Origin of the sequence: Motilibacter rhizosphaerae (assembly GCF_004216915.1) — a bacterium.
Lineage (GTDB): Bacteria > Actinomycetota > Actinomycetes > Motilibacterales > Motilibacteraceae > Motilibacter > Motilibacter rhizosphaerae.
The window spans coordinates 26272-50852 of sequence record NZ_SGXD01000008.1; the positions used below are offsets into that span (position 1 = coordinate 26272).

General features: G+C 72.7%; 23 protein-coding genes and 2 pseudogenes. 12 read left to right on the top strand and 13 right to left on the bottom strand.

The annotated features are described in order from the left end of the window. Nucleotides 1-209: 209 nt before the first annotated feature. Nucleotides 210-962, bottom strand: coding sequence for an SDR family NAD(P)-dependent oxidoreductase (locus EV189_RS19435; RefSeq protein WP_130494674.1), 753 nt, complete (start codon nucleotides 960-962; stop codon nucleotides 210-212). A gap of 63 nt (nucleotides 963-1025) precedes the next feature. On the opposite strand from EV189_RS19435, the gene EV189_RS19440 reads away from it, so the two are divergent. Continuing rightward, the gene (locus EV189_RS19440; protein WP_130494675.1) at nucleotides 1026-1439 is read left to right on the top strand and encodes a winged helix-turn-helix transcriptional regulator; all 414 of its coding nucleotides are present in this window, start codon (nucleotides 1026-1028) and stop codon (nucleotides 1437-1439) included. A gap of 210 nt (nucleotides 1440-1649) precedes the next feature. Continuing rightward, nucleotides 1650-3281: a carboxylesterase/lipase family protein gene (locus tag EV189_RS19445; RefSeq protein WP_231116590.1), complete on the top strand. Its 1632-nt coding sequence runs from the start codon at nucleotides 1650-1652 to the stop codon at nucleotides 3279-3281. Between the two features lie 55 nt (nucleotides 3282-3336). On the opposite strand, the gene EV189_RS19450 is transcribed toward EV189_RS19445, so the two are convergent. After that, nucleotides 3337-4530 carry an ROK family transcriptional regulator gene (locus EV189_RS19450; RefSeq protein WP_130494676.1) on the bottom strand — a complete coding sequence of 398 codons (1194 nt, stop codon included), beginning with the start codon at nucleotides 4528-4530 and terminating at the stop codon, nucleotides 3337-3339. A 61-nt stretch (nucleotides 4531-4591) separates the two neighbouring features. On the opposite strand from EV189_RS19450, the gene EV189_RS19455 reads away from it, so the two are divergent. Next, nucleotides 4592-4816 carry a hypothetical protein gene (locus tag EV189_RS19455; RefSeq protein WP_130494677.1) on the top strand — a complete coding sequence of 75 codons (225 nt, stop codon included), beginning with the start codon at nucleotides 4592-4594 and terminating at the stop codon, nucleotides 4814-4816. A gap of 3 nt (nucleotides 4817-4819) precedes the next feature. On the opposite strand, the gene zwf is transcribed toward EV189_RS19455, so the two are convergent. Then, nucleotides 4820-6316: a glucose-6-phosphate dehydrogenase gene (gene zwf, locus EV189_RS19460; RefSeq protein ID WP_130494678.1), complete on the bottom strand. Its 1497-nt coding sequence runs from the start codon at nucleotides 6314-6316 to the stop codon at nucleotides 4820-4822. A gap of 140 nt (nucleotides 6317-6456) precedes the next feature. Between zwf and EV189_RS19465 the strand changes: the two genes are divergently transcribed. The 3 genes from EV189_RS19465 to EV189_RS19475 all read left to right on the top strand — a co-directional run bounded on the left by EV189_RS19465 (nucleotide 6457) and on the right by EV189_RS19475 (nucleotide 8350). Next, nucleotides 6457-6819 (top strand): YciI family protein, encoded by a 363-nt coding sequence (locus EV189_RS19465; RefSeq protein WP_130494679.1) that lies wholly within the window; start codon nucleotides 6457-6459, stop codon nucleotides 6817-6819. A 50-nt stretch (nucleotides 6820-6869) separates the two neighbouring features. Then, entirely contained in the window at nucleotides 6870-8069 is a 1200-nt protein-coding gene (locus EV189_RS19470) for an RNA polymerase sigma factor (RefSeq protein WP_130494680.1), read from the top strand. An 80-nt stretch (nucleotides 8070-8149) separates the two neighbouring features. Next, nucleotides 8150-8350 (top strand): hypothetical protein, encoded by a 201-nt coding sequence (locus tag EV189_RS19475; RefSeq protein WP_130494681.1) that lies wholly within the window; start codon nucleotides 8150-8152, stop codon nucleotides 8348-8350. A gap of 51 nt (nucleotides 8351-8401) precedes the next feature. On the opposite strand, the gene EV189_RS19480 is transcribed toward EV189_RS19475, so the two are convergent. Both EV189_RS19480 and EV189_RS19485 read right to left on the bottom strand, forming a co-directional pair. Further along, a complete protein-coding gene (locus EV189_RS19480; RefSeq protein ID WP_130494682.1) occupies nucleotides 8402-9250 on the bottom strand; it encodes an aldo/keto reductase in 849 nt (282 codons plus the stop codon). A 100-nt stretch (nucleotides 9251-9350) separates the two neighbouring features. Further along, nucleotides 9351-10805, bottom strand: coding sequence for a chondroitinase-B domain-containing protein (locus tag EV189_RS19485; protein ID WP_130494683.1), 1455 nt, complete (start codon nucleotides 10803-10805; stop codon nucleotides 9351-9353). A 210-nt stretch (nucleotides 10806-11015) separates the two neighbouring features. On the opposite strand from EV189_RS19485, the gene EV189_RS19490 reads away from it, so the two are divergent. Next, nucleotides 11016-11732 carry a type 1 glutamine amidotransferase domain-containing protein gene (locus EV189_RS19490; RefSeq protein WP_130494684.1) on the top strand — a complete coding sequence of 239 codons (717 nt, stop codon included), beginning with the start codon at nucleotides 11016-11018 and terminating at the stop codon, nucleotides 11730-11732. 116 nt (nucleotides 11733-11848) lie between these two features. Then, nucleotides 11849-12565, top strand: a complete 717-nt coding sequence (locus tag EV189_RS19495) for a DUF1275 family protein (RefSeq protein WP_165400404.1) — start codon at nucleotides 11849-11851, stop codon at nucleotides 12563-12565. Between the two features lie 84 nt (nucleotides 12566-12649). On the opposite strand, the gene EV189_RS19500 is transcribed toward EV189_RS19495, so the two are convergent. From EV189_RS19500 to EV189_RS19515, 4 genes are all read right to left on the bottom strand, one after another. Further along, nucleotides 12650-14818 carry an EAL domain-containing protein gene (locus EV189_RS19500; protein ID WP_130494686.1) on the bottom strand — a complete coding sequence of 723 codons (2169 nt, stop codon included), beginning with the start codon at nucleotides 14816-14818 and terminating at the stop codon, nucleotides 12650-12652. Nucleotides 14819-15044: 226 nt separating this feature from the next. Then, complete coding sequence (locus tag EV189_RS19505) at nucleotides 15045-16289, bottom strand: MFS transporter (RefSeq protein ID WP_130494687.1); 1245 nt, start codon at nucleotides 16287-16289, stop codon at nucleotides 15045-15047. After that, nucleotides 16286-16897 (bottom strand): winged helix-turn-helix domain-containing protein, encoded by a 612-nt coding sequence (locus EV189_RS19510; RefSeq protein ID WP_130494688.1) that lies wholly within the window; start codon nucleotides 16895-16897, stop codon nucleotides 16286-16288. Before EV189_RS19510 ends, EV189_RS19505 begins: the two co-directional genes overlap by 4 nt. 64 nt (nucleotides 16898-16961) lie before the next feature. After that, nucleotides 16962-18023, bottom strand: coding sequence for a helix-turn-helix transcriptional regulator (locus EV189_RS19515; protein WP_130494689.1), 1062 nt, complete (start codon nucleotides 18021-18023; stop codon nucleotides 16962-16964). A 61-nt stretch (nucleotides 18024-18084) separates the two neighbouring features. On the opposite strand from EV189_RS19515, the gene EV189_RS19520 reads away from it, so the two are divergent. Both EV189_RS19520 and EV189_RS19525 read left to right on the top strand, forming a co-directional pair. Further along, a complete protein-coding gene (locus EV189_RS19520; protein WP_130494690.1) occupies nucleotides 18085-18531 on the top strand; it encodes a VOC family protein in 447 nt (148 codons plus the stop codon). Between the two features lie 225 nt (nucleotides 18532-18756). Next, entirely contained in the window at nucleotides 18757-19086 is a 330-nt protein-coding gene (locus tag EV189_RS19525; protein ID WP_130494691.1) for a hypothetical protein, read from the top strand. Here EV189_RS19525 and EV189_RS19530 read toward each other — a convergent pair. The 4 genes and pseudogenes from EV189_RS19530 to EV189_RS19545 form a co-directional block, all read right to left on the bottom strand. Further along, a complete protein-coding gene (locus tag EV189_RS19530; RefSeq protein WP_196788605.1) occupies nucleotides 19052-20113 on the bottom strand; it encodes a fatty acid desaturase family protein in 1062 nt (353 codons plus the stop codon). The two genes, EV189_RS19525 and EV189_RS19530, sit on opposite strands and share 35 nt — an antisense overlap. A gap of 465 nt (nucleotides 20114-20578) precedes the next feature. Next, a pseudogene (locus EV189_RS19535) lies at nucleotides 20579-20863 on the bottom strand (IS3 family transposase); the annotation flags it as partial. Nucleotides 20864-20870: 7 nt separating this feature from the next. Further along, nucleotides 20871-22217 carry an IS30 family transposase gene (locus EV189_RS19540; protein WP_231116593.1) on the bottom strand — a complete coding sequence of 449 codons (1347 nt, stop codon included), beginning with the start codon at nucleotides 22215-22217 and terminating at the stop codon, nucleotides 20871-20873. Between the two features lie 94 nt (nucleotides 22218-22311). After that, nucleotides 22312-23202 (bottom strand): annotated as a pseudogene (locus tag EV189_RS19545) (IS3 family transposase); the annotation flags it as partial. Nucleotides 23203-23719: 517 nt separating this feature from the next. Here EV189_RS19545 and EV189_RS20410 point away from each other — a divergent pair. Next, nucleotides 23720-23887, top strand: coding sequence for a hypothetical protein (locus EV189_RS20410; RefSeq protein WP_165400406.1), 168 nt, complete (start codon nucleotides 23720-23722; stop codon nucleotides 23885-23887). A 301-nt stretch (nucleotides 23888-24188) separates the two neighbouring features. Beyond that, on the top strand, nucleotides 24189-24413 hold the full coding sequence (locus EV189_RS19550; RefSeq protein ID WP_130494692.1) for a hypothetical protein: 225 nt from the start codon (nucleotides 24189-24191) through the stop codon (nucleotides 24411-24413). Nucleotides 24414-24581: the final 168 nt, after the last annotated feature.

Genomic DNA, 24581 nt, shown 5'->3' on the forward strand with positions numbered 1-24581 from the left:
CCACCTCCGCGGGTGCCCGTGGTCCCCGCCCGGCTCGCGTCGTCGCGGGCGGAGGTCGGCGCGAGTGCCCGCCGCGTACGGGGAGGCGCACAGGTCCATCGCGTTGCCGCAGGTGCGCATGTCGCGCCACACGCGGCTGCCGCGCGACTGGTCGTAGGACGCCGCGCCGCACGGCCCCTTCGGGCATGCCCAGGCCGAGGAGCTCGCCGTCAGCGCTGACCCCCGCTGACGAACAGCACCTCCCCGGTGATCCACCGGGCGGCATCGGAGGCCAGGAAGGCCACCACCTGGCCGTAGTCCTCGGGTACGCCCAGCCGGCCCAGGGGGATCTCCGCGACCGCGGCCTCGGCTGCCGGCGATCCGGGGAAGCCCATCGCGCGGGTGCCGTCGGTGTCGGACGCGCTCGGCGCGACGGCATTGACCCGTACGCCGCGCGGGGCCAGTTCCCTGGCCGCCACGCGGGTCGCGGAGTTCAGGGCGCTCTTGGTCGCGACGTACACGGAGCTGAACGGTGGGTGGGTGGAGGTGCCGGCGGTGGAGATGTTGACGATCGAGGCGGACCGGCCGAGGTCGTCCTGAGCCGCGAAGGCCTGCATGGTCAGCAGCGGGCCGAGCACGTTCGTGTCCACCTGGCGGTGGAAGTCCTCCTCGGTCAGGGCGGAGAGCGGCGCGAACGCGACGACCGCGGCGTTGTTGACGAGGATGTCGACGGGGCCGAAGGCGTTGCGGGCAGCGGTGAACATCGCCTCGACGTCGGCGCGCTGGCCGACGTCACCCTGCACCGCGAGCGCCTGTCCTCCCGCGGCGACGATGTCGTCCACGACCCTCTGAGCGCCGGCGGCGTCAGTCCGGTAGTTCACCACCACTGCGGCCCCTGCGGCGGCGAGAGCGGAGGCGAGATGGGCGCCGATCCCCTTGGAGGCGCCGGTGACGAGTGCTGTGCGGTTCTTCAGATCGCTCATGGCACTGACGCTAGGGAACGTGCTCACTTCTCGGAAGTAGGCACCTTTTGGTAAGGTGCTGCCATGCCGGTGAGTCCGCAGCTGCAGTCCGCGTTCCGGCTCCTCGCCGGCGACACCTTCGACCGCCGCTGTCCCTCCCGCGCCATCTCCGACCAGGTGACCACCCGCTGGGGCACCCTGATCATCGCGGCACTCATCACTGGCCCGCACCGCTTCTCCGAGCTGCACCAGCGGATCGGCGGCATCAGCCAGAAGATGCTGTCGCAGAACCTGAAGTCGCTGGCCCGGGCAGGGCTGGTCGACCGGCACGTGGAGGCGACGACCCCGCCCCAGGTGACCTACTCGCTCACCGCGCTCGGTGAGAGCCTCGCCGAGCCCCTCTGCGGACTGCTGACCTGGTTCGGTGCCCACACCGACGACCTCCTCGCTGCTCAGGAGCGCTACGACAGCGGGTCGACGGTGGCGGCGCAGGCCTGAGCGCACGCCGGCAGCCGAGCGGGGGCCTGGACGGAGGACTCCGGGCAGGAGGCGGGCGAGCCCTTGACACCCCTGTGAAGCGGGGGAATAGTCGCTTTCGCCTGCGTAGGTCCTAGGCAGAACCTCGGTGAGGGGCAGGCAGACGTGGCCGCCCTCCCGCCGCCCGCGCGCGCTCGTGCGGACATCCAGTACCCCGACGAAGGGACGACTGTGACCACTGCCCTGACCCTCCTCCCCGCTGCCCGACGGCGCAGGAGGACCCGCGCGCGCAGGCTCTCCGCCCTCGCGACCGCGACGGCCGCGCTGGTGGTCGGCGCCGGCGCTCTCACGCCCACCACCGCGTCGGCAGCGCCGGGCCCCGTCGTGACGACGGCGTCCGGTGCCGTCCGTGGCAGCAGCAGCGGCGGTGTGGACGCGTTCCTCGGCATCCCGTACGCCGCGGCGCCCACCGGCGCCCTGCGCTGGAAGCCGCCGCAGCCCGCAACGCCGTGGCCGGGCACGCGCGACGCCACGGCCTTCGGCAACCCCTGTCCGGTGCTGCCCAGCACCAACGGCCCGCGGTCCGAGACCGAGGACTGCCTCGTCATCAACGTGTGGCGTCCCGCCGGTGTGCAAGCGGGAGCCCGCCTGCCCGTGCACGTGTTCATCCACGGCGGCGGCCTGGTCAACGGCAGCGGCGCCCAGAACGACGAGACCAAGCTCGTCCACGACACCGGCGTGATCGGCGTCTCCTTCAACTACCGGCTCGGGGTCTTCGGTTTCCTCGGCCTGCCCGCCCTCACCTCCGAGGGCGGCGAGTCGGGCAACTACGGGTTCCTCGACCAGCAGGCGGCGCTGCGCTGGGTGCAGGCGAACATCGCCCGCTTCGGCGGCAAGCCCGGAGCCGTCACCATCGACGGTGAGTCCGCCGGCGGCTTCTCCGTCTGCGGGCACCTCGTCGCGCCGGGCTCGCGCGGACTCTTCAAGCGGGCGATGATCCAGAGCGGCTCGTGCCCGAGCATCACCCAAGCTAGGGCGGAGGCGAACGGCGCAGCCTTCGCCGCCAAGACCGGTTGCGCGGCAGGGGATCTGTCGTGCCTGCGGGGTCTCCCGGTGGCGACGCTGCTCGACGCGAGCTCGTCGTTCGGACCGTCCTTCGTCAGCGGCACGTCGACGTTCCCGGTCGCGCCGAAGGATGCCGTGGCAGCAGGGCAGTTCGCCCGCGTACCGATCCTCGTCGGCGCCAACCGCGACGAAGGCCGTACTTTCGCCCAGGGCTTCATCGGGCAGGGCCAGTCGGCGTACCTCGCCTGGGTCAACGGCACGTTCGGCTCCAACGCGCCAGCAGTCCTCGCGCACTACCCGTGGCCCGCGACGTCGGACCAGTTCACCGCGGCGTACCTCGTGGCAGCGGTCGAGACCGACTCCGGCATCCTCGCCCAGATCGGCGGCTGCGGACTGCGTGACGTCGTCCGGACCTTCGCGCAGTGGACTCGGACCTACGCCTACGAGTTCGACAACCGCACCGGCCCCGGGCTCGTCCAGATCCCGGGCTACGTCTGGGGTGCCGGCCATGCCGCCGAGCTCGCCTACATCTGGCCGTCCTTCAACAACGGCACGCCCATCGCACCGCTGTTCAACGCGGGTGAGCAGCAGCTCGCCAACGAGATGACGCAGTACTGGGGCGCCTTCACGAAGAACGGTCGCCCGCGCGTCGCCGGCCTGCCGTCCTGGCCGCGCTACGACCACCGCGGGTCGATGATCTCGCTGCGCCCGGCGGGCGCCAGCACCACCATCAACGACAGCACCTTCTCCGCCGAGCACCAGTGCTCGTTCTGGAACAGCCTGCCCGCGCAGAGCTGATCCGGCCCAGCAGTGCCGCGCCGCAGTCCCGACGGGGACTGCGGCGCGGTCTGCGTCAGACGTGGAAGGAACGGCGCGGGCGTACGGGTTCGGGGAGCTGCTCGAGCGCCGCGCGGATGGCCCCCCGGATGTCGGAGTCCGGCCCCACCAGGGCGAATTCCGGCTCGGCGTGCCCCGTCGAGATCGCCTCGGCGCGGACGGTCTCGCGGAAGAGCTCGAAGTACGCCGTGGCCCCCTGCGCGTACGCCGTGCCGCCGAGCAGGACGATGCTCGGGTTCAGCATGTTCACCATCCACGCAGTGGCGCGGCCCACCTCGACGGCCGCCTCGTGGAGCAGGCCGTCCACGCGAGCGTTGCCGACCGCGGCCAGCCCGGCCAGCGTGTGCGGGATCTCCTTGCGCCGCAGGACCTGTCGCACCTTGCGGTCGATCGCCCAGCCCGCGGCGACCGTCTCGAGGCAGCCGGCCCTGCCGCAGATGCACGGGTCCGTCGAGCTGGTCGTGCGGCAGTGGCCCAGCTCTCCGACGGCGCCGGCGGCCCCGTGGACGACGCGTCCACGGGTCACCGCACCGGCGGCCAGGCCGATGTGCAGGAACACCATGAGCACCTCGTCGTGCCCGACGGCGGCGCCGTCCGCGAGCTCGCCGAGCACGGCGGCCGAGGGCGGGCTCAGCACGGTGACGGGCACGTCGAGCCGTCGTGCCAGCGGTTCCTTGAGCGGCACGTCGGTCCACCCGTACGGCGGGAACGACAGGCAGACCCCGGTGCGCCGGTCGATGAGGCCCGGTGACAGGACGGTGACCGCCCCCAGCGGCGGCGTCCCGGGGACCCCGGCCAGTCGCTCGACCTCGTCGGCCACCTCCTCGAGGCACCGCTCGGACGAGAGGTCCACGTGGATGAGCGACCGCTCGCGGACCGCGCCCGAGGCGTCGCAGAGGGTGACCGCCACTTCGCCCTGGTAGAGCGCGCACACGGCGACGGAGGCGACCTCCGGGCGGAAGCGCAGGAGCGAGCCGGGGCGCCCGCCCTGGGGACGCGCTGCGGCATCGACGGCGCCGTCCTCGACGAGCACGCCGGCGCGGAGCAGCGAGGCCACGATCGCGGCGATGGTCGAGCGCGACAGGCCCGTGGCGCGACCCAGGTCGGCGCGGCTCGCCGGCCCGTCCTCGCGCAGGATCCCGGCCACCAGGACCTCGTTGGCGTCGCGCAGCAGCGAGGTGCTCCCGTGCGCGCCCGGGGCCGGGGACATGCGGCCGAGTCTAGGAGACGGAGCGCGGGCAGCAGCCCCGGGAGAGGAGGAGGATGGCGTCGTGGACGACCGACGACAGCGCACGAGCGCGCCGCACCCTCCCGCGCAGGTGGCCCTCGGCCTGGCGGCGCTCTTCACGGTCGCCTGGGTGGTCAAGGACCTGCTGGCCGGTACGGGCCTGCTGCACGCGCTCGTCGCCGGGCTGCTGACCGGGGCGTGCGCCGGCGCGATCTACTGGGTCGTCCTCCGGGTCATCCGCACGGTGGGCGACGCGGAGGACGACTAGCGCTCAGCGCGGGCTGCGCCAGGTCCGCTCGAACGGCAGGCGCCAGGCGTGCGGCGCGACGAGCTGGTGGATGGCGTTCGGCCCCCAGGACCCCGGCGCGTACGGCTTCACCGGCGGCGGGTCCTGCAGCAGCGGCATCGAGCGCTCCCACAGGCTCTCGATGCCCTCGGCGGTGGTGAACAGCGTGTGGTCGTCGCGCATGGCGTCGAGGATGAGCCGCTCGTACGCCTCGAGCACGTCACCGGCGTGCGAGGTGTCGTGCGCCGAGAACTGCATGGACAGCTTGTCCATCCGCATGCCCGGCCCCGGCCGCTTGCCGTAGAACGACAGCGACACCTTGGTCTCGTCCGCGAGGTCGAAGGTGAGGTGGTCCGGGCCCTGGCGCCCGACGCCGGAGCCTGTGGGGAACATCGACTTCGGCGCCTCGCGGAAGGCGATGGAGATGATGCGCTGGCCCTCGGCCATGCGCTTGCCGGTGCGCAGGTAGAACGGCACTCCCGCCCAGCGCCAGTTGTCGATGCCTGCGCGCAGGGCGATGAAGGTCTCGGTCTCAGAGTCCGGGTGGACGCCCTCCTCGTTGCGGTAGCCGATGTACTGGCCGCGGACGACGTCCTCGGGGTTGATCGGGAGCAGGGAGCGGAAGACCTTGTTCTTCTCCTCGCTGATCGCCCGCGGCTCCAGAGCGGTGGGCGGCTCGATGGCGACGAAGGCCATGACCTGGAACAGGTGCGTGACGACCATGTCCTTGTACGCGCCGGTGACGTCGTAGAAGCCGGCGCGACGGTCGAGCCCCAGGGTCTCCGGGATGTCGATCTGGATGTGGTCGATGAAGTTGCGGTTCCAGATGGGCTCGAACAGGCCGTTGGCGAAGCGGAAGGCCAGGATGTTCTGCGCCGCCTCCTTGCCGAGGAAGTGGTCGATGCGGAAGATCTGGCTCTCGTCGAAGACGGCGTGGACCTGCTCGTTGAGCCGGATCGCGCTCTCCAGGTCGGTGCCGAACGGCTTCTCCATGATGACCCGGGAGCGCTCCACGAGGCCCGCGTCCCTCAGCATGGTGACGACCGCGAGCGCGGCCCGCGGCGGGACCGAGAGGTAGTGCAGGCGGCGCACGCCCGGGCCCAGCTCGCCCTCGGCCTCCGCGACCGCCTTGGCGAGCGCCTCGGGCCCTGCGCTCTGCGGGACGTAGCGCAGCTTGCCGGCGAACTCCGCCCACTGCTCGGTGTTCAGCGGGTGCGAGCTGAACTCCTCCACCGCCTCGAAGGCGAACTCGCGGAACTGGTCCGTGCTGAGGTCCTCGAGGGAGGTCGCGACCACCTGCACGTCCGGGGTGAGCGCGGACAGCGCGAGGTACGCCAGGCCCGGCAGGAGCTTGCGCCGCGAGAGGTCGCCGGTCGCGCCGAACAGCACGATGACGTGGGGGTCGAGGTGGTCGGGCTCGCGGCTGTAGGACCGCGCGCTGGGGTCCGGGTATGCCACGGTCTGGGCGCGTCCGTCTGCCATGCGCTCATGCTGCCACGGACGCGCCGGCGCGACGCGGCGGGCGGGGACCCGGCTGTGGCAGGTTGTCGTATCCGGGCCGACCCGTTCGTGGTGGAGGTACGACGCGGTCACCGAGGCCGTACGGAACGAGGAGGACTCCCATGGCGCACTACCTGCTCAGCGTGCACGGCCCGGCCGAGCGCGGCGAGTTCGGCGACTACGGCTCCCGCGAGGCGATGGAGGAGGCGTTCGCCGCGACCGGTGCCTTCAACGAGGAGCTGAAGACCTCCGGCTACTGGGTCTTCGCCGGCGGGCTCGAGCCGGCCGCGACCGCCACGGTCGTCGACGGCCGGGGGGAGGCTCCCGTGCTGAGCGACGGGCCGTACCTCGAGACCAAGGAGCTCATCGGGGGGTTCTGGGTCGTCGACGTCCCCGACCTCGACGTGGCGCTCTCCCTCGCCGCCGCCGGGTCGAAGGCGTGCCGGGGCGTGGTCGAGGTCCGCCCCTTCGAGGGCGTGGCCTGATCGGCGTCGACGACGCGGGGGGCGCGCCGGCTCCGCACGACCGGCCCGGCGTGCGTGCCGTCGAGCGCGTCTTCCGCGAGGAGTACGGCCGCGTGGTCGCCTCGCTCGTCCGCCGCTTCGGCGACATCGACGTCGCCGAGGAGGCGGCGGGCGAGGCGCTCGTGGCGGCGCTGGAGAAGTGGCCGGACACGGGCGTCCCTCCCAACCCCGGCGGCTGGCTCACGACGACCGCGGGGAACCGCGCGATCGACCGGCTGCGCCGCGAGGGACAGCGCGACGCCAAGCACCAGGCGGCCGTCATGGTCTACGACGACACCCCCCACGAACCCACGGGTCCGGTCGAGGACGACCGGCTGCGCCTGCTGTTCACCTGCTGCCACCCCGCGCTCGCTCCGGAGGCACGGGTCGCGCTCACGCTCCGCCTGCTGGGCGGGCTGTCCGTGGCCGAGATCGCGCAGGCGTTCCTCGTGCCCGAGACGACGATGGGGCAGCGGATCACCAGGGCGAAGAAGAAGATCGCCGCGGCCCACGTGCCCTACCGGGTCCCGGCCGCTGCCGACCTCCCGGAGCGGCTCGGCGGCGTGCTGACGGTGCTGTTCCTCATCGGCAACGAGGGCTACCTCGCCAGCGGGGAGGGGGCTCCGCTGCGTACCGACCTCATGGACGAGGCGGTCCGGCTGGCCCGGCAGCTGCGCCGCCTGCTGCCCGACGAGCCGGAGGTCGCCGGCCTGCTCGCCCTCCTCCTGCTCCTCGAGGCACGGCGGGACGCCCGCGTACGCGACGGGCAGCTGGTGACGCTGGCGGACCAGGACCGGGCCGGCTGGGACCGGGCCCTCATCGCCGAGGGACACGGCCTCGTGCGCGAGTGCCTCGCCACGGGCCGCCCCGGACGCTTCCAGGTCCTCGCCGCGATCAACGCCGTCCACACCGACGCCCCGAGCGCGCAGGACACCGACTGGTCGCAGGTCGTCGCGCTCTACGACCAGCTGCTGCGCTTCGACCCCTCACCGGTCGTCGCGCTGAACCGCGCAGTCGCGGTGGCCGAGCTCGACGGTCCCGAGGTGGCCCTCGCCCTGGTCGACCGGCTGCCGCTGGAGGGCTACCACGCCTGGTACGCGGCCCGCGCCGACCTGCTGCGCCGGCTGGGCCGCAGCGGTGAGGCGAGGGACGCGTACGACGCGGCGCTGGCCGCGACCCGCAACTCCGCCGAGCGGGCGTACCTGCAGCGGCGGAGGGGCGAGCTGGTCTGAGGGGCGGCGCCGATGGAAGCAGGCCCGCTCGAGCGCGTGACGCCCGGAGTGAGGACGAGGCGTCTGGGCAGGAGACGATCATGCGCGTAGTGCGGTGGTTGGCCGCCGAGGTGCTCCTCGCGGTCGTCAGCTTCGGGGTCGGGATCCCCTTGGCCCGCCTGTTCCTTGCCAGCACCTGGAGAGGCGCCGTCGACGTGGCGCTGTGGTTCGCCCTCCTCGGAGTGGTCGCGTCCCTCGTCACCGCGTGGATGAAGCCGCTCATCGACGGAGTCAAGCGCTGACCGTGCTGCGGCGGACCTTTCGGACCGCGCTCACCTCTGCTTCGTGGGAGGTCACCGCATCTCGAGCGGCACCTTGCGGGTCGGCGGCGGGAACGACCGGTCGAGCTCGTCCAGCTCCTCGGGGCTGAGGACGAGGTCCAGCGCCGCGCGGTTCTCCGCGACCCGCTCGGGAGTCGAGGCCTTGACGACCGCGAAGACGTCGGGAAGGCGCAGCACCCAGGCGAGGGCGAGCTGGGCTGGCGTGACGCCCTTCGCGGCGGCCAGCTGGCGGACGGCGGGCTGCCGGAGCAGCTCGCCGTGGTCGACGGGGGAGTAGGCCATCAGCGGCACGCCGGCGGCGCGGCACCTCGGCAGGAGGTCGTGCTCCAGCCCGCGACGCGCGAGGTTGTAGAGCACCTGGTCGGTCTGCACCTGCGACCCGCCGGCGACCGAGGCCAGCTCGTCGAGGTCCGGCGCGTCGAGGTTGCTCACGCCCCAGCCGCGGATCTCCCCTGCCTGCAGCAGGTCCTCGAACCCGGCGACCGTCTCGGCGAGAGGTACGCGCCCGCGCCAGTGCAACAGGTAGAGATCGAGGTGTCCGGTGCCCAAGCGCCGCAGGCTGGCACGGCACGCGTCCACCGTCCCCCGCCGCGTGGCGTTGCTGGGGAGCACCTTGCTCACCAGGTAGACGCTGTCCCGCCGCCCGGCTACGGCTTCGCCGACGAGCTCCTCGGCGGCGCCGTCGCCGTACATCTCCGCCGTGTCGATGAGCGTGAGGCCGCTTTCGATCCCCGACCGCAGCGCGGCCAGCTCCGTGGCCCGACGGGCAGGGTCCTCGCCGAGGTACCAGGTGCCCAGACCCAGCGCAGGAACGGCGTCCCCGCCGGGCAGGGACACGGTCCGGGTGGTGGGTGCGGTCATCGGTGGTCTCCTCGGCAGCACGCGAGCTCGCCCGGTGTCGGGGCCTCCGGCGACCGTACAGAGCGCGACGGCGCCCTGGCATCGGCAGGTCTGCCGATCGTCAGCCGCAGGCGATGTTCGAGACGCCCTCGTGCGCACCGGTGTCGTCGCACGCGACGCGGTTGCCGCTGGCGGCCTTCGGCGGGTAGACGCCCACGGTCCAGCCGGGAACCCCGCCCGCGACGCGGTTCCCGCGGAACACGTTGTCCTGCCCCCACCCGGCGAGGACCTGGTGGACCTGGAAGGCGTCGAGCAGCGTGGTGCTGCCGGAGTTGCCGGTGACGGTCCAGTCGTTGCCCTTGATGTCGACCCAGGAGTCGGCGCTGTTCTGCCCGCTGGTGCCGTCCTTGCTGAAGTGCACGCCGCGGATGACGCCGCCGGTGGTGCCCTCCTTGACGTCGATGCCCTCGGCCGCCGTGTTCGAGACGGTGTCGTCGGCGATGAGGACGTGGTCCGTACGGTCCGGCTTGCCGCCGGTGACCTTGCCCCAGTTGGACTGCGCCGAGCCGACGTAGACGCCCTCACCGAAGCGCGCCTGGAACAGCCCGGTGTCGTGGACGGTCGAGTCGATGATCGAGCTGGAGCTGGAGCCGTCCCGGAAGTGCACGCCCTCCTCGCCGATCGACCCGACGTCGAGCCCCTGCAGGACGCTGCCGATGGAGCCGTCGAGGACGATGCCCTTCTTGGCCGTACGGACCGTGAAGCCGACGAGGTGCCAGTAGCTTCCGGTCACGTGCAGCGCGTAGCCGCCCTTGGTCGTCTCGCCCGTCGTCAGCACCGCGCGCGGCGAGCCCACGAGCACGACGGGAGCCGTCCGAGTCCCCGACCCGGAGGCCTCGAACTGCGTGGAGGTGTACGTGCCGTCCGCCAGCTGGATGCGGTCACCGGGCTTCGCGCGGGCCAGCGCGGTCGTCAGCTCGTCCGCGCCGGACACGTGCACCGTGTGCTTGGCCGGAGGCAGCGAGCTCAGCGGGACGGAGGCGCGCACCACGGTGGCGACGGGTGCCGCCGTGCCGCTCACGGTGAAGCGGGCGCGGTAGCGGTGCGGCGAGCCGCCCACAGTGGCGCGTGCTTCGAGGTGGTGCTCGCCCTTCGCCAGCTTCAGCGTCACCGCGAACGGAGCCGCCGTCTGCTTCGCCAGCACCTGGTGGTCCACGAGCCAGACGACCGTCGTCGTGCCCCCGGGGGCGGCGACCGTGAGCGGCGACTGGACGACTTCGCCGCCCAGGGACTCCAGCGGGACGGCGCCCTTCGGCGCTGCGGCCGCGGTGGCGCCCGGCACCGTCAGGTCCGGTTGGGCCTGGGCCGTGTAGGGCGGAAGCGACGGGCTGGCCGCGACGCGCACGGCGTCGGCGGAGCCCGGGGTGGGCGCTCCCGGGACAGCGGAGCCGAAGGGGGAGGGCACCGCCTGCCGGCCGGACGACCCGAAGTCCACCAGCCCGCTGAAGCCCACGATGGCTGCGACGAAGACGACGGCGAGGATCGCACCGGCGATGCGGGAAGCAGTCCTGTCCACGCCCGCTGACGACGCGCAGGCTCGTCGCGGCGTTCCCGTCCCCGGCATGCTGCGCCCGATCGTGCACCCCGGCACCGGGACGGGATCGGCACATCTGCCGATACCGGACACCACGCGGCAGCGGGTCTGCTGGGGGCGAGGGCTCACGGCGTCGAGCGCAGGAAGCCGCTCCTGCGACGCCGGCCGTGCCCGCGACCGGAGAGAGACGGCATGTCCGTGCGACGCAGGCTCAGGGGGACGAAGGTGGCCGTCCTCGCGGCCGACGGCTTCGAGAAGGTCGAGCTGGTGGTCCCGCTCCGCGCCCTGGAGGCGGCCGGGGCGAGCGTCGACGTGGTGTCCCTGCGGCGAGGGCGCATCCGTGGGGTCAACCTGCACATGCCCGCCAGCCGCGTACGCGTCGACGTGACGGTCGACGAGGCCGACCCCAGCGGCTACGACGCGCTGCTCCTCCCCGGCGGGTTCATCAACCCTGACCTCCTCCGGCAGTCCGCTGCGGCGCGGGAGTTCGTCCGCGGCTTCGTCCTGCGGGACAAGCCCATCGCCACGCTCTGCCACGGCCCGTGGGTGCTCGCGTCCGCCGGTCTGCTCGAGGGCCGGACCCTCACCTCCTGGCCAGGGATCCGCGACGACCTGGTCAACGCCGGGGCCGTCTGGCTCGACCAGGAGCTCGTGCAGGACGGGAACCTCACCACGAGCAGAGGGCCGCAGGACATGACGGCGTTCGTGCACGGGATGATCGAGGCCTTCTCGTCGGCGCCGGCGCAGCGGGCCGCACCGGCGCGTACGTCCGACCGGCAGCGCGACACGCCCGTCGACTGGGCGGTCGGCGCACTCCACTGGTCACCGAAGCCGTCGACCGCGGCCGTCGCGAGCATCGGCCTGGCGGCCGCGGCCCGGCGCGCTCTGCGTGGCCGGGCGGCGGCGTGAGCGCTACCCGCGCAGGACGGCCGCTGCACCCGGCGGTCCTGCGCTAGCGCCCACCCGGCGACGTGCGCGGACGAGGCTCTCGCCAGGATATGAGGCCTGAGGACCGAGGAGGGCGCGTGAGCGGGACAGCGACCGGCGGGGGCTGGCTGCACGACGCCCGGCACGGTCCTCTGCCTGCGCTGCTGCTCGCGCTGACGGTCGCGACGGGTGTGGTCGACGCCGTCAGCATCCTGGCGCTGGGCCGGGTCTTCATCGCCAACATGACCGGTAACGTCGTCTTCATCGGCTTCGCGCTGGCCGGTGCGCCGGGCTTCTCGCTCGTCGCCTCGGTGCTCGCGCTGGTCGGCTTCCTGCTGGGCGCGGCGGCGAGCGGCGTGCTGGTCGCGCGGTGGCGCACGGCCCGGGGGACCCTGCTCGCCGTCGGCACCACCGTCGAGGTCGTGCTCCTCGCCGTCGCGCTGGTCATCGCGACGGTCTGCTCGGAGCCGTACGGCGCCGCGCCGCGCGATGCCGTCGCCCTGGTGGCGGCTGGGGCCCTCGGCATGCAGAACGCCGTCGCCCGCGAGCTCGCCCTCCCCGATGCGACGACCACCGTGCTGACCATGACGCTGACGGGTCTCGCCGCCGAGCTGCGTCGGCGCGACGTACGGGTGCTCCTGCGCCGGCTGGTCGCGGTCGCCGCCATGCTCATGGGGGCGTCGGCGGGAGCTGTCCTGGTCCTGCATGCGGGCGCCGCCTGGGCCATGGCGCTCGCGCTGGTGCTCGTCGGCGGGGTGAGCGCGGGAGCGTGGACCCTCGGACGGCGACCGGGCGCGTGGCAGTCGCCGCGCTGACTGGCCCAGATGACCAGGGAGACGTCAAGGGACGGCGCTGGGCGATCGCCAACGGCCCCGGGTGGATGGTCGCGGGTCCGCGCGCTACAGCGCGTGCAGGGCTTCCGCGGTCCACCGGCCCGGCTCGAGCACGGGGATCGTCGGCGCCGGCTCCCCGAACAGGAACCCCTGGACCAGGACGACGCCGAGACCGGCGAGGGCGCGGAGCTCGTCCCCCGTCTCGACGCCCTCCGCGATCGTCGTCGCTCCACTGCTGACGGCGAAGTCGTGCAGGGCACCGACCAGCGCGCGGCGGACCGGGTCATCGTCGATGCCGCGTACGAGCGACATGTCGATCTTGATGAGGTCCGGTCGCAGGCGCAGGACGTGGCGCATGCTCGCGTACCCCGCGCCCGCGTCGTCCACCGCGATCCGCATGCCCCGAGCGCGGAAGGGCGCGAGGACCTCGTGCAGGTCCTCGTAGGACGTCACCGGCGCGTGCTCGGTGATCTCCAGGACCACGCGCGCGGGGTCGCACCCGTCCAGCAGGACGTCCAGACCGCCGTCCGTCACGACGGAGGGCGACATGTTGACGGTGACGACGGGTGCCGAGATCGGCGGGTCGAGGAAGAGCAGCGCGGCTCGCCCGGTCGCGACCTCGAGCCGGCCGGTCATCCCCACGCTGGCCGCGGCGGCGAACCACTGCGCGGGTCCACGCTCGCTGCCCCGGAAGCGGGTGAGTCCCTCTGCGGCGACGATCTCGCCGGTGCGCAGGTCGACGATGGGCTGGAGCACCGCCGTGCGTCCTTCGCCGTCGCACAGCGCCGCGACCTGGTCGCGCAGGTCCTCGTGGAGGCGCATCTCCTCCGCCTCGTGCAGGGCCCGGTAGTGCATGTCCTCGAGGACCTCCGCGATGAGCCTTGCGGAGTTGAGGTCGTCGGAGCCCAGGTCCGGCGCCGGTGCCGCTCCGATGGCGCAGAGCATCCCGCGGGTGCTGCCGTCGGGGTCCTGCAGGGGCACCCCGAGGTAGGAGCCGATGCGCAGCTCGAAGGTCACGGGGAGCAGCGCGCCCTGCGGGTCCGCCCGGGCGTCGGGGATCAGTGCGGGCATGGTCCCGTTGAGCACGCTCGTGCAGTAGGCCCCTGCCAGCGGCAGACCCGTTCCGGGGGTCGGAGCCAGCGCCCCGCGGGCCGCGTCGACGAAGCGGAAGACCTGCTCGGAGCCGACGAACTCGCTCGTCCACGCGACGTCCATCCCCACCTGGAGCCGCAGCAGGCGGAGCAGGCGGAGGACCGACCCGGCGTACCCCTCGTCGCCCTCCTCGGCCGGGTAGCCCGCCCCGAGCACCACCTCGACGGGCTCGCCGCCGGCACCGGCCGGGAGGGCCCCGCGGCCCGAGCGCGCGGTCCTGCCGCCGCCGGCGGCCTTGGCCCGGGCCATCGCGTCGTAGGCCGCCGCGACCAGCTCCTCCGGCTCCTCGTCCCAGCTCGTCGCGGTGTGGATGCCGATGCTCACCGCGACGCGGATGCGACGCCCGCCGGCACGGAAGGGGTCCTCCATCGCCCTCGTGACGCGGGTCGCGATCTCCTCGGCCGCGAGGCCGGCGGGGTACCCGGCGACGGCGATGACGAATTGGTCGGCGACGAGCCGGCCGACCGTGTCGGAGGGGCGTACGCAGCGCTGCAGCCGACGGGCCACGCCGATGAGCACCTCGTCCGCGACGTCGTGGCCGTGCGTGGTGTCGATGGCCGTGAAGTCGTCGAGGTCGATGACGAGCACCGCCACGGCACCGCGGGTGCGCCGGGCCGCCACGCTCGCCTGGGTCAGCCGCTCCTCGACGAGGAAGCGGCCGGGCAGGCCCGTGAGGGCGTCGTGGGTCGAGCGGCGCAGCGCGGCTGCGTGCGCGACGCGGGCCTCGGGCAACCGGCTCAGGCGGACGACCGCGCTGCCGGCGTCCAGCGGCCAGCTGGTGACCTCCACCCGCGCGGGGCTGTCCGGGCCGCGGCCGGGGAGCTCGATCCGGACCTCGCGGCGCTCCCGGAGCGTCGCCGCCACGCCGTCGACGAGCGCCGTCGCAGCGGTGGTGCCGAGCTCGCGGGACCACCGGTCGGCGTCCAGGAGGAGCTCCCCCTGCGCCGGTCGGGCGGGGGTCGCGGCGAGCCAGGCCGCGCTGGCGAGCACGACCCGCCCGTCCGGCCCGGCTACGGCCTGCTGGTCCGGAGCCCCCTCGAACAGCTCGCGCCACAGATCGGCCGACTGCTCGTCCACCTGCACGGTCCACGCCCCTTCGCGCCCCGTTCCCCCTGACCACCGCCAGTCTGCACCGTTGCCCCATCGCCGTGCTGGTCTTCGGCTCCCGGGTCAGCCCTCAGGTCGCCGAGAGGGTGGAGCAGCGCCGGCGGGAGGTGCCCAGCGCGAACGCTCGGGCGAGGACCAGATCCACGTCCTGATCCGCCCTGGCAGGGCCCGACTGCAGCAGCATCGCCGCACGGAGCACGGATCATGCTGGGAGGCGGGTGGCGCCGGGTGCGGTCCGTTCGTTCATCGCGCGCCAGCGGTGACCGAGGGGCAGGACGCCGGTGAGCAGGTACGCGGCCCCCGCCGCCGCCATCGCTCCGTGGACACCCAGCGTGGAGGCGAGCAGGGCCCCGACGAGTCCCCCGAGCGGCATGCCGGCGAACGCCACCGCGACGCTCACGGCCAGCACCCGAGCGCGGAGTGCCTCGGGGATGCGCTCGAACTGCACCGTCGCCAGGATCGGGTTGAGCAGTCCGGCGGCCAGCCCGCCGCTCAGCACGACCGCGACGAGCAGCGGGACCGGGGCATCGAGCGCGGTCGCGACGAAGCGGGGGAACCCGGCCAGCAGCAGGCCGACCGCGAACGTCGCACGCCTCGGCAGCCGCGTACTGAGGCGCACCATCGCGAGCGAGCTGACCGTGGCGCCGAGCGCTGCCGCGCCGAACACCACACCGATGGTGCCGGCACCGCGCCCCTCGCTCCGCACCCACAGCGGAAGCAGCGGGGTGGCGAAAGCGGTGTCCAGCAGGTTGGTCACGAGGAGCATCTGCGCGATGGCGAGCAGCAGACCATCGCGGCGCAGGAAGCGAAGGCCGTCGGTGAACCGGTTCAGGTACGCCCCCTCCGTTGGTGTGGGGGTCCGTCGCGGCACGAGCAGCGTGCAGCCCAGGGCCGCCACGAAGCTCGCCGCGTCGAGGGCGACGACGGGTGCTGCGCCGAACTCCGCAACGAGGACGCCCCCCAGCGGTGCCCCGACGAGCGCCGCTCCGCGGTCGACACCCTCGTAGAACGCTGTCGCGGTCGCGGTGGTCGTGCCCGAGCCCGCGGCGACGTCGGGCAGCAGCACGAACTTGGCGTTGTCACCCGGTCCGCGCGCCGCCCCCAGGAGCGCGACCAGGACGAGCAGCATCGACAGGTGCAGCATGCCCGCTGCGTGGAGCACGGGGACGGCCGCCGCCGCCACTCCGCTGAGTCCGTCGCACACCAGGCTGGCGCGCCGGGGGCCTACCCGGTCGACCACCGGTGAGCCCGCCACCGAGCTGACGACGTACGCCGCCAGCTCGGCGAAGGCGACCAGGCCCGTACGGGCCGCACTTCCCGTCGTGACCAGCACGAACCACGGCACCGCGATGACCGACATGCGGGTGCCCACCGTGGAGACACCCTGAGCCACGAGCAGCGCCGGGAGTGCCCGGCGCGGGGTCCGTGCGGCGACGCCGAGGGTCACCGGTGGCCCCTCGGGGCGGCCGCCGGCTCGGGCAGCAGCTGCCACTGGAAGCTCACCCGCTCCTCGTCCGGCGCGAGGGTCCGGTCGGGTTCGTGGCGCTGGAAGTCGGCGAGCAGGACCTCGATGCGATCGAGCAGCTCCTGCGCGCGGGCCGGAGTGAGGTCGAGGGTCGTGTCCGAGAGCGACCCGACCTGCAGCCACTCCGCGGGCGCTGTGTCCATGGCCGCGACCCAGCTCTGCATGCGCTGCGCGTGCGCCGCCGCGACGACGCCCACGAACTCGATGGCGGCAGCCCGCGCAGCGGGATCGGACGGGATGTCCTCGAGCCGCGTGCCACGGTGCGCTGCCCGCCACCAGCGCTCGCGACCGTGCCGGTCAGCCGGGCCCTCGTCTTCCACGATGAAGCCGTACGTCGCCAACGTCCGCAGGTGGAAGCTCGCGGACGCGCTGGACACGCCCACCCGCTCGGCGAGCTTCGTCGCCGTCGAAGGACCGTCGCGACGCAGCAGCGCCAGCAGGCGCATGCGCAGCGGGTGGGCGATGCCGCGCAGGGTGCGTGCGTCGAGGACGAGCTCGTCGGCAGGCGGGTGGTCGGGGACGTTCGTCACCGGGGCAACGTAGTCTTTGCAAAGAACCGTTGGCAAGAGACGGGCTCGGAACGCCGTTCACCGGCTACCGGCTAGCGGTCTGCTCGTCGGTGACTGCCGCTGCGCCCGCTTGGAGTCGTCGCCCGAGCTCGGACACCACGTCGCGCAGGGCCTCGGGGTGGTCGATGACGAAGGGTCGGTCGAGCGCGGCCAGTGCCGCTGCGACCCATGGCAGGCGTTCGGCGCGCATGAACACCTGCAGCCATCCGGCGGTGCTGGTGGTGGTGCCCTCGATCGGCGTGGCGGACGCGAGCGTCTCGGGGATCTGCGACCTCAGGTGCGTCAGGTCGGTGCGGATGCGGAACGACACGTCGTGCAGATCTGGGGTTGGTGCGAGGGGCCCGAGGACCTGCTGCACGGGGTCGCTGCCGGCGGGCGTGCTGAAGGTGCCCTCGAGCACGGCGACCGCCTGGATGCGGTCGAGGCGGAAGGTACGCCCGGCCTGGCGCTGCACGTCGAACCCGGTCAGGTAGAGCCGGCCGCGGTGCGCGACGACGCCGTACGGGTGCACGACACGCTCAGCCGGTACGCCCTGGCGCGTGGTGTAGCCGAACCTGACGGGGTGCCGGTCCCGGGCCGCCTCGGAGAGCTCCAGCAGTGCTCGCGCCTCGGTGCCGGCCGCCCCGTGCTCCCCGTGCCGGCCGGGCGGGCTCTGCCCGCCGCTGCCGTCTGGTCCGTCGTGGTCAGGGTGGGCGGTGAAGTTCACCACCTGCAGCACGGCGGCCACGCGCTTCGCGAGCGCCTCGGGCAGGACCCGGCGGATCTTGGCCGTGGCACTCTGCACGGCCAGCGCGGATGCCGGTCCGGAGCGCGACTGCTCGCTGAGCAGCAGCGCCCACACCACCGCGAGCGCCTCCTCGTCGCTCAGCATCAGCGGAGGCAGCCGGTAGTGGCGCGCCAGCCGGTAGCCGCCGTAGCGCCCGCGGACCCCGTCCACCGGGACGTCGAGATCGCGCAGGTGCTCCACGTAGCGGCGGACCGTGCGCTCGTCGACCGCGAGCCGTTCCGCCAGCTCCGACACCGTGCGCGTGCCCCCGGTCTGCAACAGCTCGAGCAGGGCCAGCACTCGAGCGGTGGGACGAGCCATGTCCACATCCTGCACGAATACCGGGCGGGATGTGTCCGGCAATGGTCCTAGCGTGCCACTCATGACGCATACCAACACCGTCCAGCTGGCTTCTGTCCGCGTGCTCACCGAGGACGTGGAGGGCCTCGTCCGCTTCTACGGGCTGCTCACCGGGGCGACCCCGCAGTGGCTCACCGAGGACTTCGTCGAGCTGGTGACCCCGTCCGCGACGTTCGCGCTCAGCCACCCGCGGCGCGTCGCCTTCATCACCGACCGGACCCCGCGGGCTGCTGCCAACAGCAGCGCCATCGTCGAGTTCCTCGTGCAGGACGTCGACGAGCTGTTCACTCGCCTGCAGGCCGAGTTCGGCGACGCGCTCGATGTGGTCCAGCCGCCGACGATGATGCCCTGGGGCAACGTCTCGGCCCTGGTGCGGGACCCCGACGGGACACTGGTCAACCTGTACGCGCCGGTCACCGCGCAGGGAGTCCAGCTGCAGCAGCAGCGCACGCCCAAGATGCTGCCCTGAGGGGCCGCGGCGTTCCACCTCGCCGACCTGGGCAGGAGCGGGACTCCCGCCGCCGGCGACCGCGTACGGCCAGCGGGCAGGGCCCGGGCACGACTCGCGGGCGACTCGTGTCGTGGACGGGTGGGGCCTCGCCTCCGCTCTACGTCAGACGCCGTGTGACCGCCAGTCGTAGGTGGAGGGGACAGTAGCGGGACGCCCTGTTCCGTAGACGAGAGCGATCTCCTGGTGGTCGGCGAGCTGGATGTCGGCCGGGTCCCCGTTGACGAGCGCGCCGTTGACGTAGGCGTGCAGCGTCGTGCCGTTGGCGGTGGTGAGGCCGCCGAGGTGCGTGGCGTCGAGCCGGACGTTCCACTCGACGAAGGCTTGTCCGAGGGTGAAGCGCGCCCTGTCGCTGCTCGACTCGACGTGCAGGATGCCGCTCTCGTCGTGGGTGTGGAGCTCGGCGAAGAGCTGGCGGGCGGGATCGACCCCGAGGCCTGCGGGGACGGTCTGGGCCCGGCCGTCGACGATGACGTCGCCGTCAGGCGCGGTAGCGCTCCACCAGAGGGCAGGTGAACGGGTCGCGTGCGGCGAGGCCGACGCGGTTGAGGTAGCGCACGACGATCGCGTACGAGCCCAGCAGGCTGGTCTGCGTGTAGGGCACGCCGCGCTCCTCGCAGAACGCCCGGACGAGCGGCTGCGCCCGGCGCAGGTTGGGCCGCGGCATGCTCGGGAACAGGTGGTGCTCGACCTGGTAGTTGAGCCCTCCCATCGCGAAGTCCGTCAGACGTCCGCCGTCGATGTTCCGCGAGACCAGCACCTGACGGCGGAGGAAGTCGAGCTTCGCCTCGCGCGGTACGACGGGCATGCCCTTGTGGTTGGGCGCGAACGAGCCGCCGAGGAAGACGCCGAGCAGCCCGACCTGCAGGGCGAGGAAGGCCGCGGCCTTGCCGACGGGGAGCACGAGCAGGACGACCGCGAGGTTGGCCCCGAGCCGAGCGGTGATCAGCCCGAGCTCGAGGCGGCGGTAGGGCGCGTCGCGCCGGGAGAGCAGCACGCGGAAGCTCGCGACGTGGAGGTGCAGGCCCTCGAACGCGAGCAGCGGGAAGAACAGCCAGCCCTGCCGGTCGGTGAACCAGCGCGCGACACCGGACCGGCGGTGGGCCGCCTGCGCGGTGAAGGCAATCACGCCCGCCCCGATGTCCGGGTCCTTGCCCTCCTGGTTGGGCGCCGCGTGGTGGCGGCTGTGCTTGCTCGCCCACCACGTGTGGCTCAGGCCGCCCAGACCCCCAGCGATCAGCCGGGCGGCCCAGGTGTTGCACGCGGCGGAGGCGAAGATCTGCCGGTGCGCTGCGTCGTGGCCGAGGAAGCCGAACTGCGCCGCGACGAGGGCGAGGCCGGCAGCGACCGCGAGCTGGAACCACGAGTCCTGCAGGACCACGAAGACGGCCCAGCCGGCGAGGAAGGCCGCGGTCGACCCGAGGATCCGCGCCCAGTACCAGGGCAGGCGGCGCTCCAGGAGGCGGGCGTCACGGACGGTGCGGGACAGCTCGGCGTACTCGCTCGCGCAGCGGCTCGTCCGCGGCCGCGCCGGGGCGGTTATCGCTGCACCGGGGCGGCGACGATGTCGCGGGTGGTCTGCATGGTCGGACTCCAGCCTGCCGGTGGTCCCGCCGCTCCCCGCTGAGCACCGCACCGGGCCTCACGGTAGACGACGTTGCCCATCTCCGCCCGCGGGCGTCCGCCGCCTCGTCTGGCCGGCGGGCTTCACGGCCCGCCGGAACGACCAGGGGCTCGTCCAGGTGCTTGACCCGGAGGGACGGGTCGCCCTCACCGAGGGCGACACCTTCACCTACGGAGGGCCCGGCGTACCCGTCCGCTCTGTCAAGGACGTCTGCGGCGGTCTCGGACGAGGCTCCATGTTCGCGATGGAGAGCTGGCCGACGAAGACGACCTCCCTCGTGCCCGTCACCGGCGCGCTGCAACTTGTCGGCGGGCCACCGACCCAACCACGCGACCGGCGGCAGGGACTGCCCAGGGTTCGGTTGACACGGGTGGGTGGGGGCGGTCACGCCGCTGGCGCGACTTGAAGCAGTGTCTCGTATTCGATGGGGGTGAGTCTGCCGAGCCGGTCCTGACGTCGTCGGCGGTGGTAGGTGGTCTCGATCCAGGTGACGATGGCGAGGCGGAGCTGCTCGCGGGTCTGCCAGCGGCGCCGGTTGAGGACGTTCTTCTGAAGCAGCGCGAAGAACGACTCCATGGCGGCGTTGTCCGCGCAGGTGCCGACCCGACCCATCGAGCCGCGAAGCCCGCCGGCGGTGAGGGCGCGGACGAAGGCGTGGGAGCGGAACTGACCAGGCTCAACCGGTCGTTGCAACACCTGCCTGTTGCAGCGACTGTAGGCGCTCGTCGAGGACCTCGGCGGGTGTCTTCCAGCCGAGGACCTGTCGGGGCCTGCTGTTGATCGCTGTCTGGACGGCGAGGAGGTCGTCCCGGTTCCAGCGGGACAGGTCGGTGCCCTTGGGGAAGTACTGCCGGAGCAGGCCGTTGGTGTTCTCGTTCGTGCCACGCTGCCAGGGCGAGTGGGGGTCCGCGAAGTAGACCGCCATGCCGGTGGCGATGGTGAACTGCGCGTGCGCAGCGAGCTCTTTGCCCCGGTCCCAGGTCAGCGACCGCAGCAGATCCGAGGGCATGCTGGCGACCGCGGCCTGCAGGGCGGTGTTCATCGCGACGGCGCCGTAGCCGGCGAGAGCGGGCCCGTTCTTCACCGGCGCGACGAGCCCGTAGCCCTCGAGGCGCGGCAGGTGCACGAGCAGCAGGTAGCGGCTGGTGCGTTCGACGACCGTTCCGATGGCCGAGCGGTTCAGCCCGATGATGAGGTCGCCTTCCCAATGGCCCGGGACCGCCCGGTCCTCGGCCTCCGCCGGCCGCTCGCTGATCACGACCTCTGCGGTGACGTGGCCCTGGGGCTTGTTGCGCGAGCGTTCCCGAGGCTTGCGCAACGCCCGCCCGGTGCGCAGGCAGGCCACCAGCTCCCGCTTCAGCGCGCCGCGTCCCTCGATGAAGAGTGCCTGGTAGATCGCCTCATGACTGATGCGCATGCCCTCATCGTCAGGGAAGTCCACGACGAGGCGTGCGGAGATCTGCTGCGGGCTCCACGCGCTCGCCCAGCGACGGTCCGCGCGGCGCGGCTTGTTCAGCCCCGTCCAGGTGGTCAGCGGGCCGGCGGCGACGGTCCCGTCCGGGCGTTGCAGCTGCCCGGAGAGCCGCTCCTGCACGTACTCCTTCAACCGCGGGTTGCTCACCAGCTTGGCTGGCTTTGGGCGCCGCGCCGCAGCTTCGGCCTTCCACTGCGCGACCGATGCCCGGTACTCGGGCGTGTGCCCGCGGGTGGCGGCGTTGCGCCGCAACTCCCGCGAGACCGTTCCCGGGTCCCGCTGGAGACAGCGAGCGATCGCGCGGACCCCAAGCCCCTGCGCCTTGAGGACCGCGAGCTCCTCACGCTCGGCGAGGCACAGGTAGCGGCCGGACGGCTCGGCCAGGCTCAGCGGCGGCATCCCGCCAGCCTCGCGAAACCAGCGCGCACCGACCGGCGTGGACACGCCGACACCGCGCGACGCGTCCTCGCTGCTCTTGCCCTGTCCGATCAGTCGCCAGAACGCCCGCTCCACCTCCCGCGCGGGAGACGGCCGGCCCGGTGACCTCATCACCGGCCGCACCGCCCGGTCCGCTGCCTGTTGACGACGCACCACCACACACCTCCACGATCACGAGATGTTGCGACGACCGGTTGAGTCCGCCCTGGCTGCCTCTGTCCGAGTGCACAACGGTCCCGGGCGCGGGGCGGCGCAGGGCGATCGCATTGCGCAGGGCGTTGACAGCGAGCTCGGCGGTCATGCGGATGTCGATCGAGTAGCCCACGATGCGGGTGGAGCAGGCGTCCTTGATCGCGCAGAGGTACAGCTTGCCCTCGGCGGTGGGGTGCTCGGTGATGTCGGTGAGCCACAGCTCGTCGACTCGGCTGGCGGTGAACTCGCGGGTCACGAGGTCGTCGCGGACCGGTGGCCCGGGCCGTCGGCCGGTCCCGCGCTTGCGGGAGTGCGCGGAGAAGAAGCCCTGCTGGGTGCAGAGCCGGTTGACCCGGTTGCGGGAGGCGATGTGGCCGCGGGCGGCGAGAGCTGGTCGGTGATGAACCGGTAGCCGAACTCGGGGTCGTCGTGGTGGACCTCGAGGGCGGCGTTGATGAGGTGGGCGTCGTCCCAGTCCCGCTGGCTCACCGGCTCGGCGCACCACGCGTAGTACGCCTGGGGAGAGAACCCGAGGACCCGGCACGAGCGGGTCACCGGGATGGCGTCGGCGGCGAGCTCGCGAACCAGCGGGTACATCATTTTGGAGGACGTCGCGGGCGAAGTAGGCCGTCGCCCGGCGCAGGATCTCGTTCTCCTGCTCGAGCTGCTTGGTCCGGCGGCGCAGCTCGCGGAGTTCCGCAGACTCATCACCGCCGCCCGACGACGGCGCACCTGGGGCGCCGCCGGCGGCGCGGGCGTCGTCGCGGTCGGCGATCCGCAGCCAGCGCGACAGGCAGGACTCCGAGACCCCGGAGCTGCGGGCGACCTTCGCGATGGACTGGTCACCCTGCCGGGCGACCTTGATGACGTCCTCGCGGAACTCCTTGGGATAGGGCGTGGGCACGATGCTGATCCTTCCAGCGAGGACAAGATCCTCACAGCGGAAGTGTCAACCGAACCCTGGGCAGTCCCTCCGGTGTCTATGGCGTGCTCTCGCTGGTGATGGCCGGGTCGGTGTTGTACAACGCGAGGCGGGTTGGTCGACCGGCGCTGAAGCGGACCCTCCTGGTCGTCGCAGGGGTCATGGCCGGGGTGGGCCTGGTCGAGTTGCTCGTTGCCTTCTTGAGGTAGTCCGCTGGCGCGCATAGGGCGGCAGCGGATGTCGCGCAGCGAGGGGACGCCGTCTCGGCGTCACGACGCCCGGGCCGGGTCTAGCGGCCGTGCGCTCTGGTGCTGCGCATCCTCTCCTGCGCCTCGGGGTTGCGGGAGGATCGAGCAGCAGCTCGCTGCCTCGGCTTCGCTGGGCATGGGAAGCGACGCTGTCCGACTCGTGCAGCCGGGCGAGTGCCAGTGCCGCTGAGCGCCAGCGGCGGCACGTGCGGATGTTCGCCAGGGGGCTCGTAAGCCCCTACGGTCTCTGCATGGGCGAGCAGCGATCACGGCTCTGGCAGATGGCCGAGTCCCTCGGGGTCGTGGAGGACTCAAGCAAGCGCCCGACCCGGGGCAGTTCGGCCTGGTGGCGACGGCTGGCCGGTTTGGTGTTGGCGATCGTTGTTGCGCCGGTGGTTGTCGCCCTGCTGCAGCGGTAGGCGGGGAGCGCGCCCACGGGGGCATGAGCGGACCAGTCTCAGCGAGGGCGCCGACTCCAGAGGTCCACCACAACCGCGGCCACGAGTAGAGCCGGCAGCAGGAAGGCCCAGCGCCATCCGCCGGAGGACCAAACGGAGAGCGTCAGCGCAGCGGCCTCAACGACGCCTAGGAAGAGCAGAACGAGGGGCAGTGCAGCTCGTCGCCCGGCGGGCTTAGATGTCATGGCAGATGCATACCCCGACCGCTGTTGGCCAACGAAGCGCTAGTCGTGGGTGGCAAGTGGTGAGCGAGGATGACGTCATGCCCGACGTCAACATCATGATCAGCGTCGACCTGACGTACTCGCAGGAGGAGCAGGACGCTCTACTCGAGCGCCCCGACAGTTGGTCCCGTGGGTACTTTGCCCAACATCGGGTGCTCCCGAGCGACCTGACCGACGAGGAGATGGACGCCGCGCTGGCGCACGCGTTGCGACCGCTGCTCTTCACCCTGGGTCTGCTGTCGGAGCCAAAGGCCCCGAGTTAGTCCCAGGCCGCTCTCCAGTACGTGGTCCCGGGATCAGCCGAGCGCGGGCCCATGGGCAACGCAACGTCCTTTAATCGGCATTATGCGGGTGATCCGTGTCAAGTGATCATGATGCTGGTGCGGAGTCGAGGCGGTGGAGGAGGTCGGCGTAGAGCTGCTGGCGGCCCG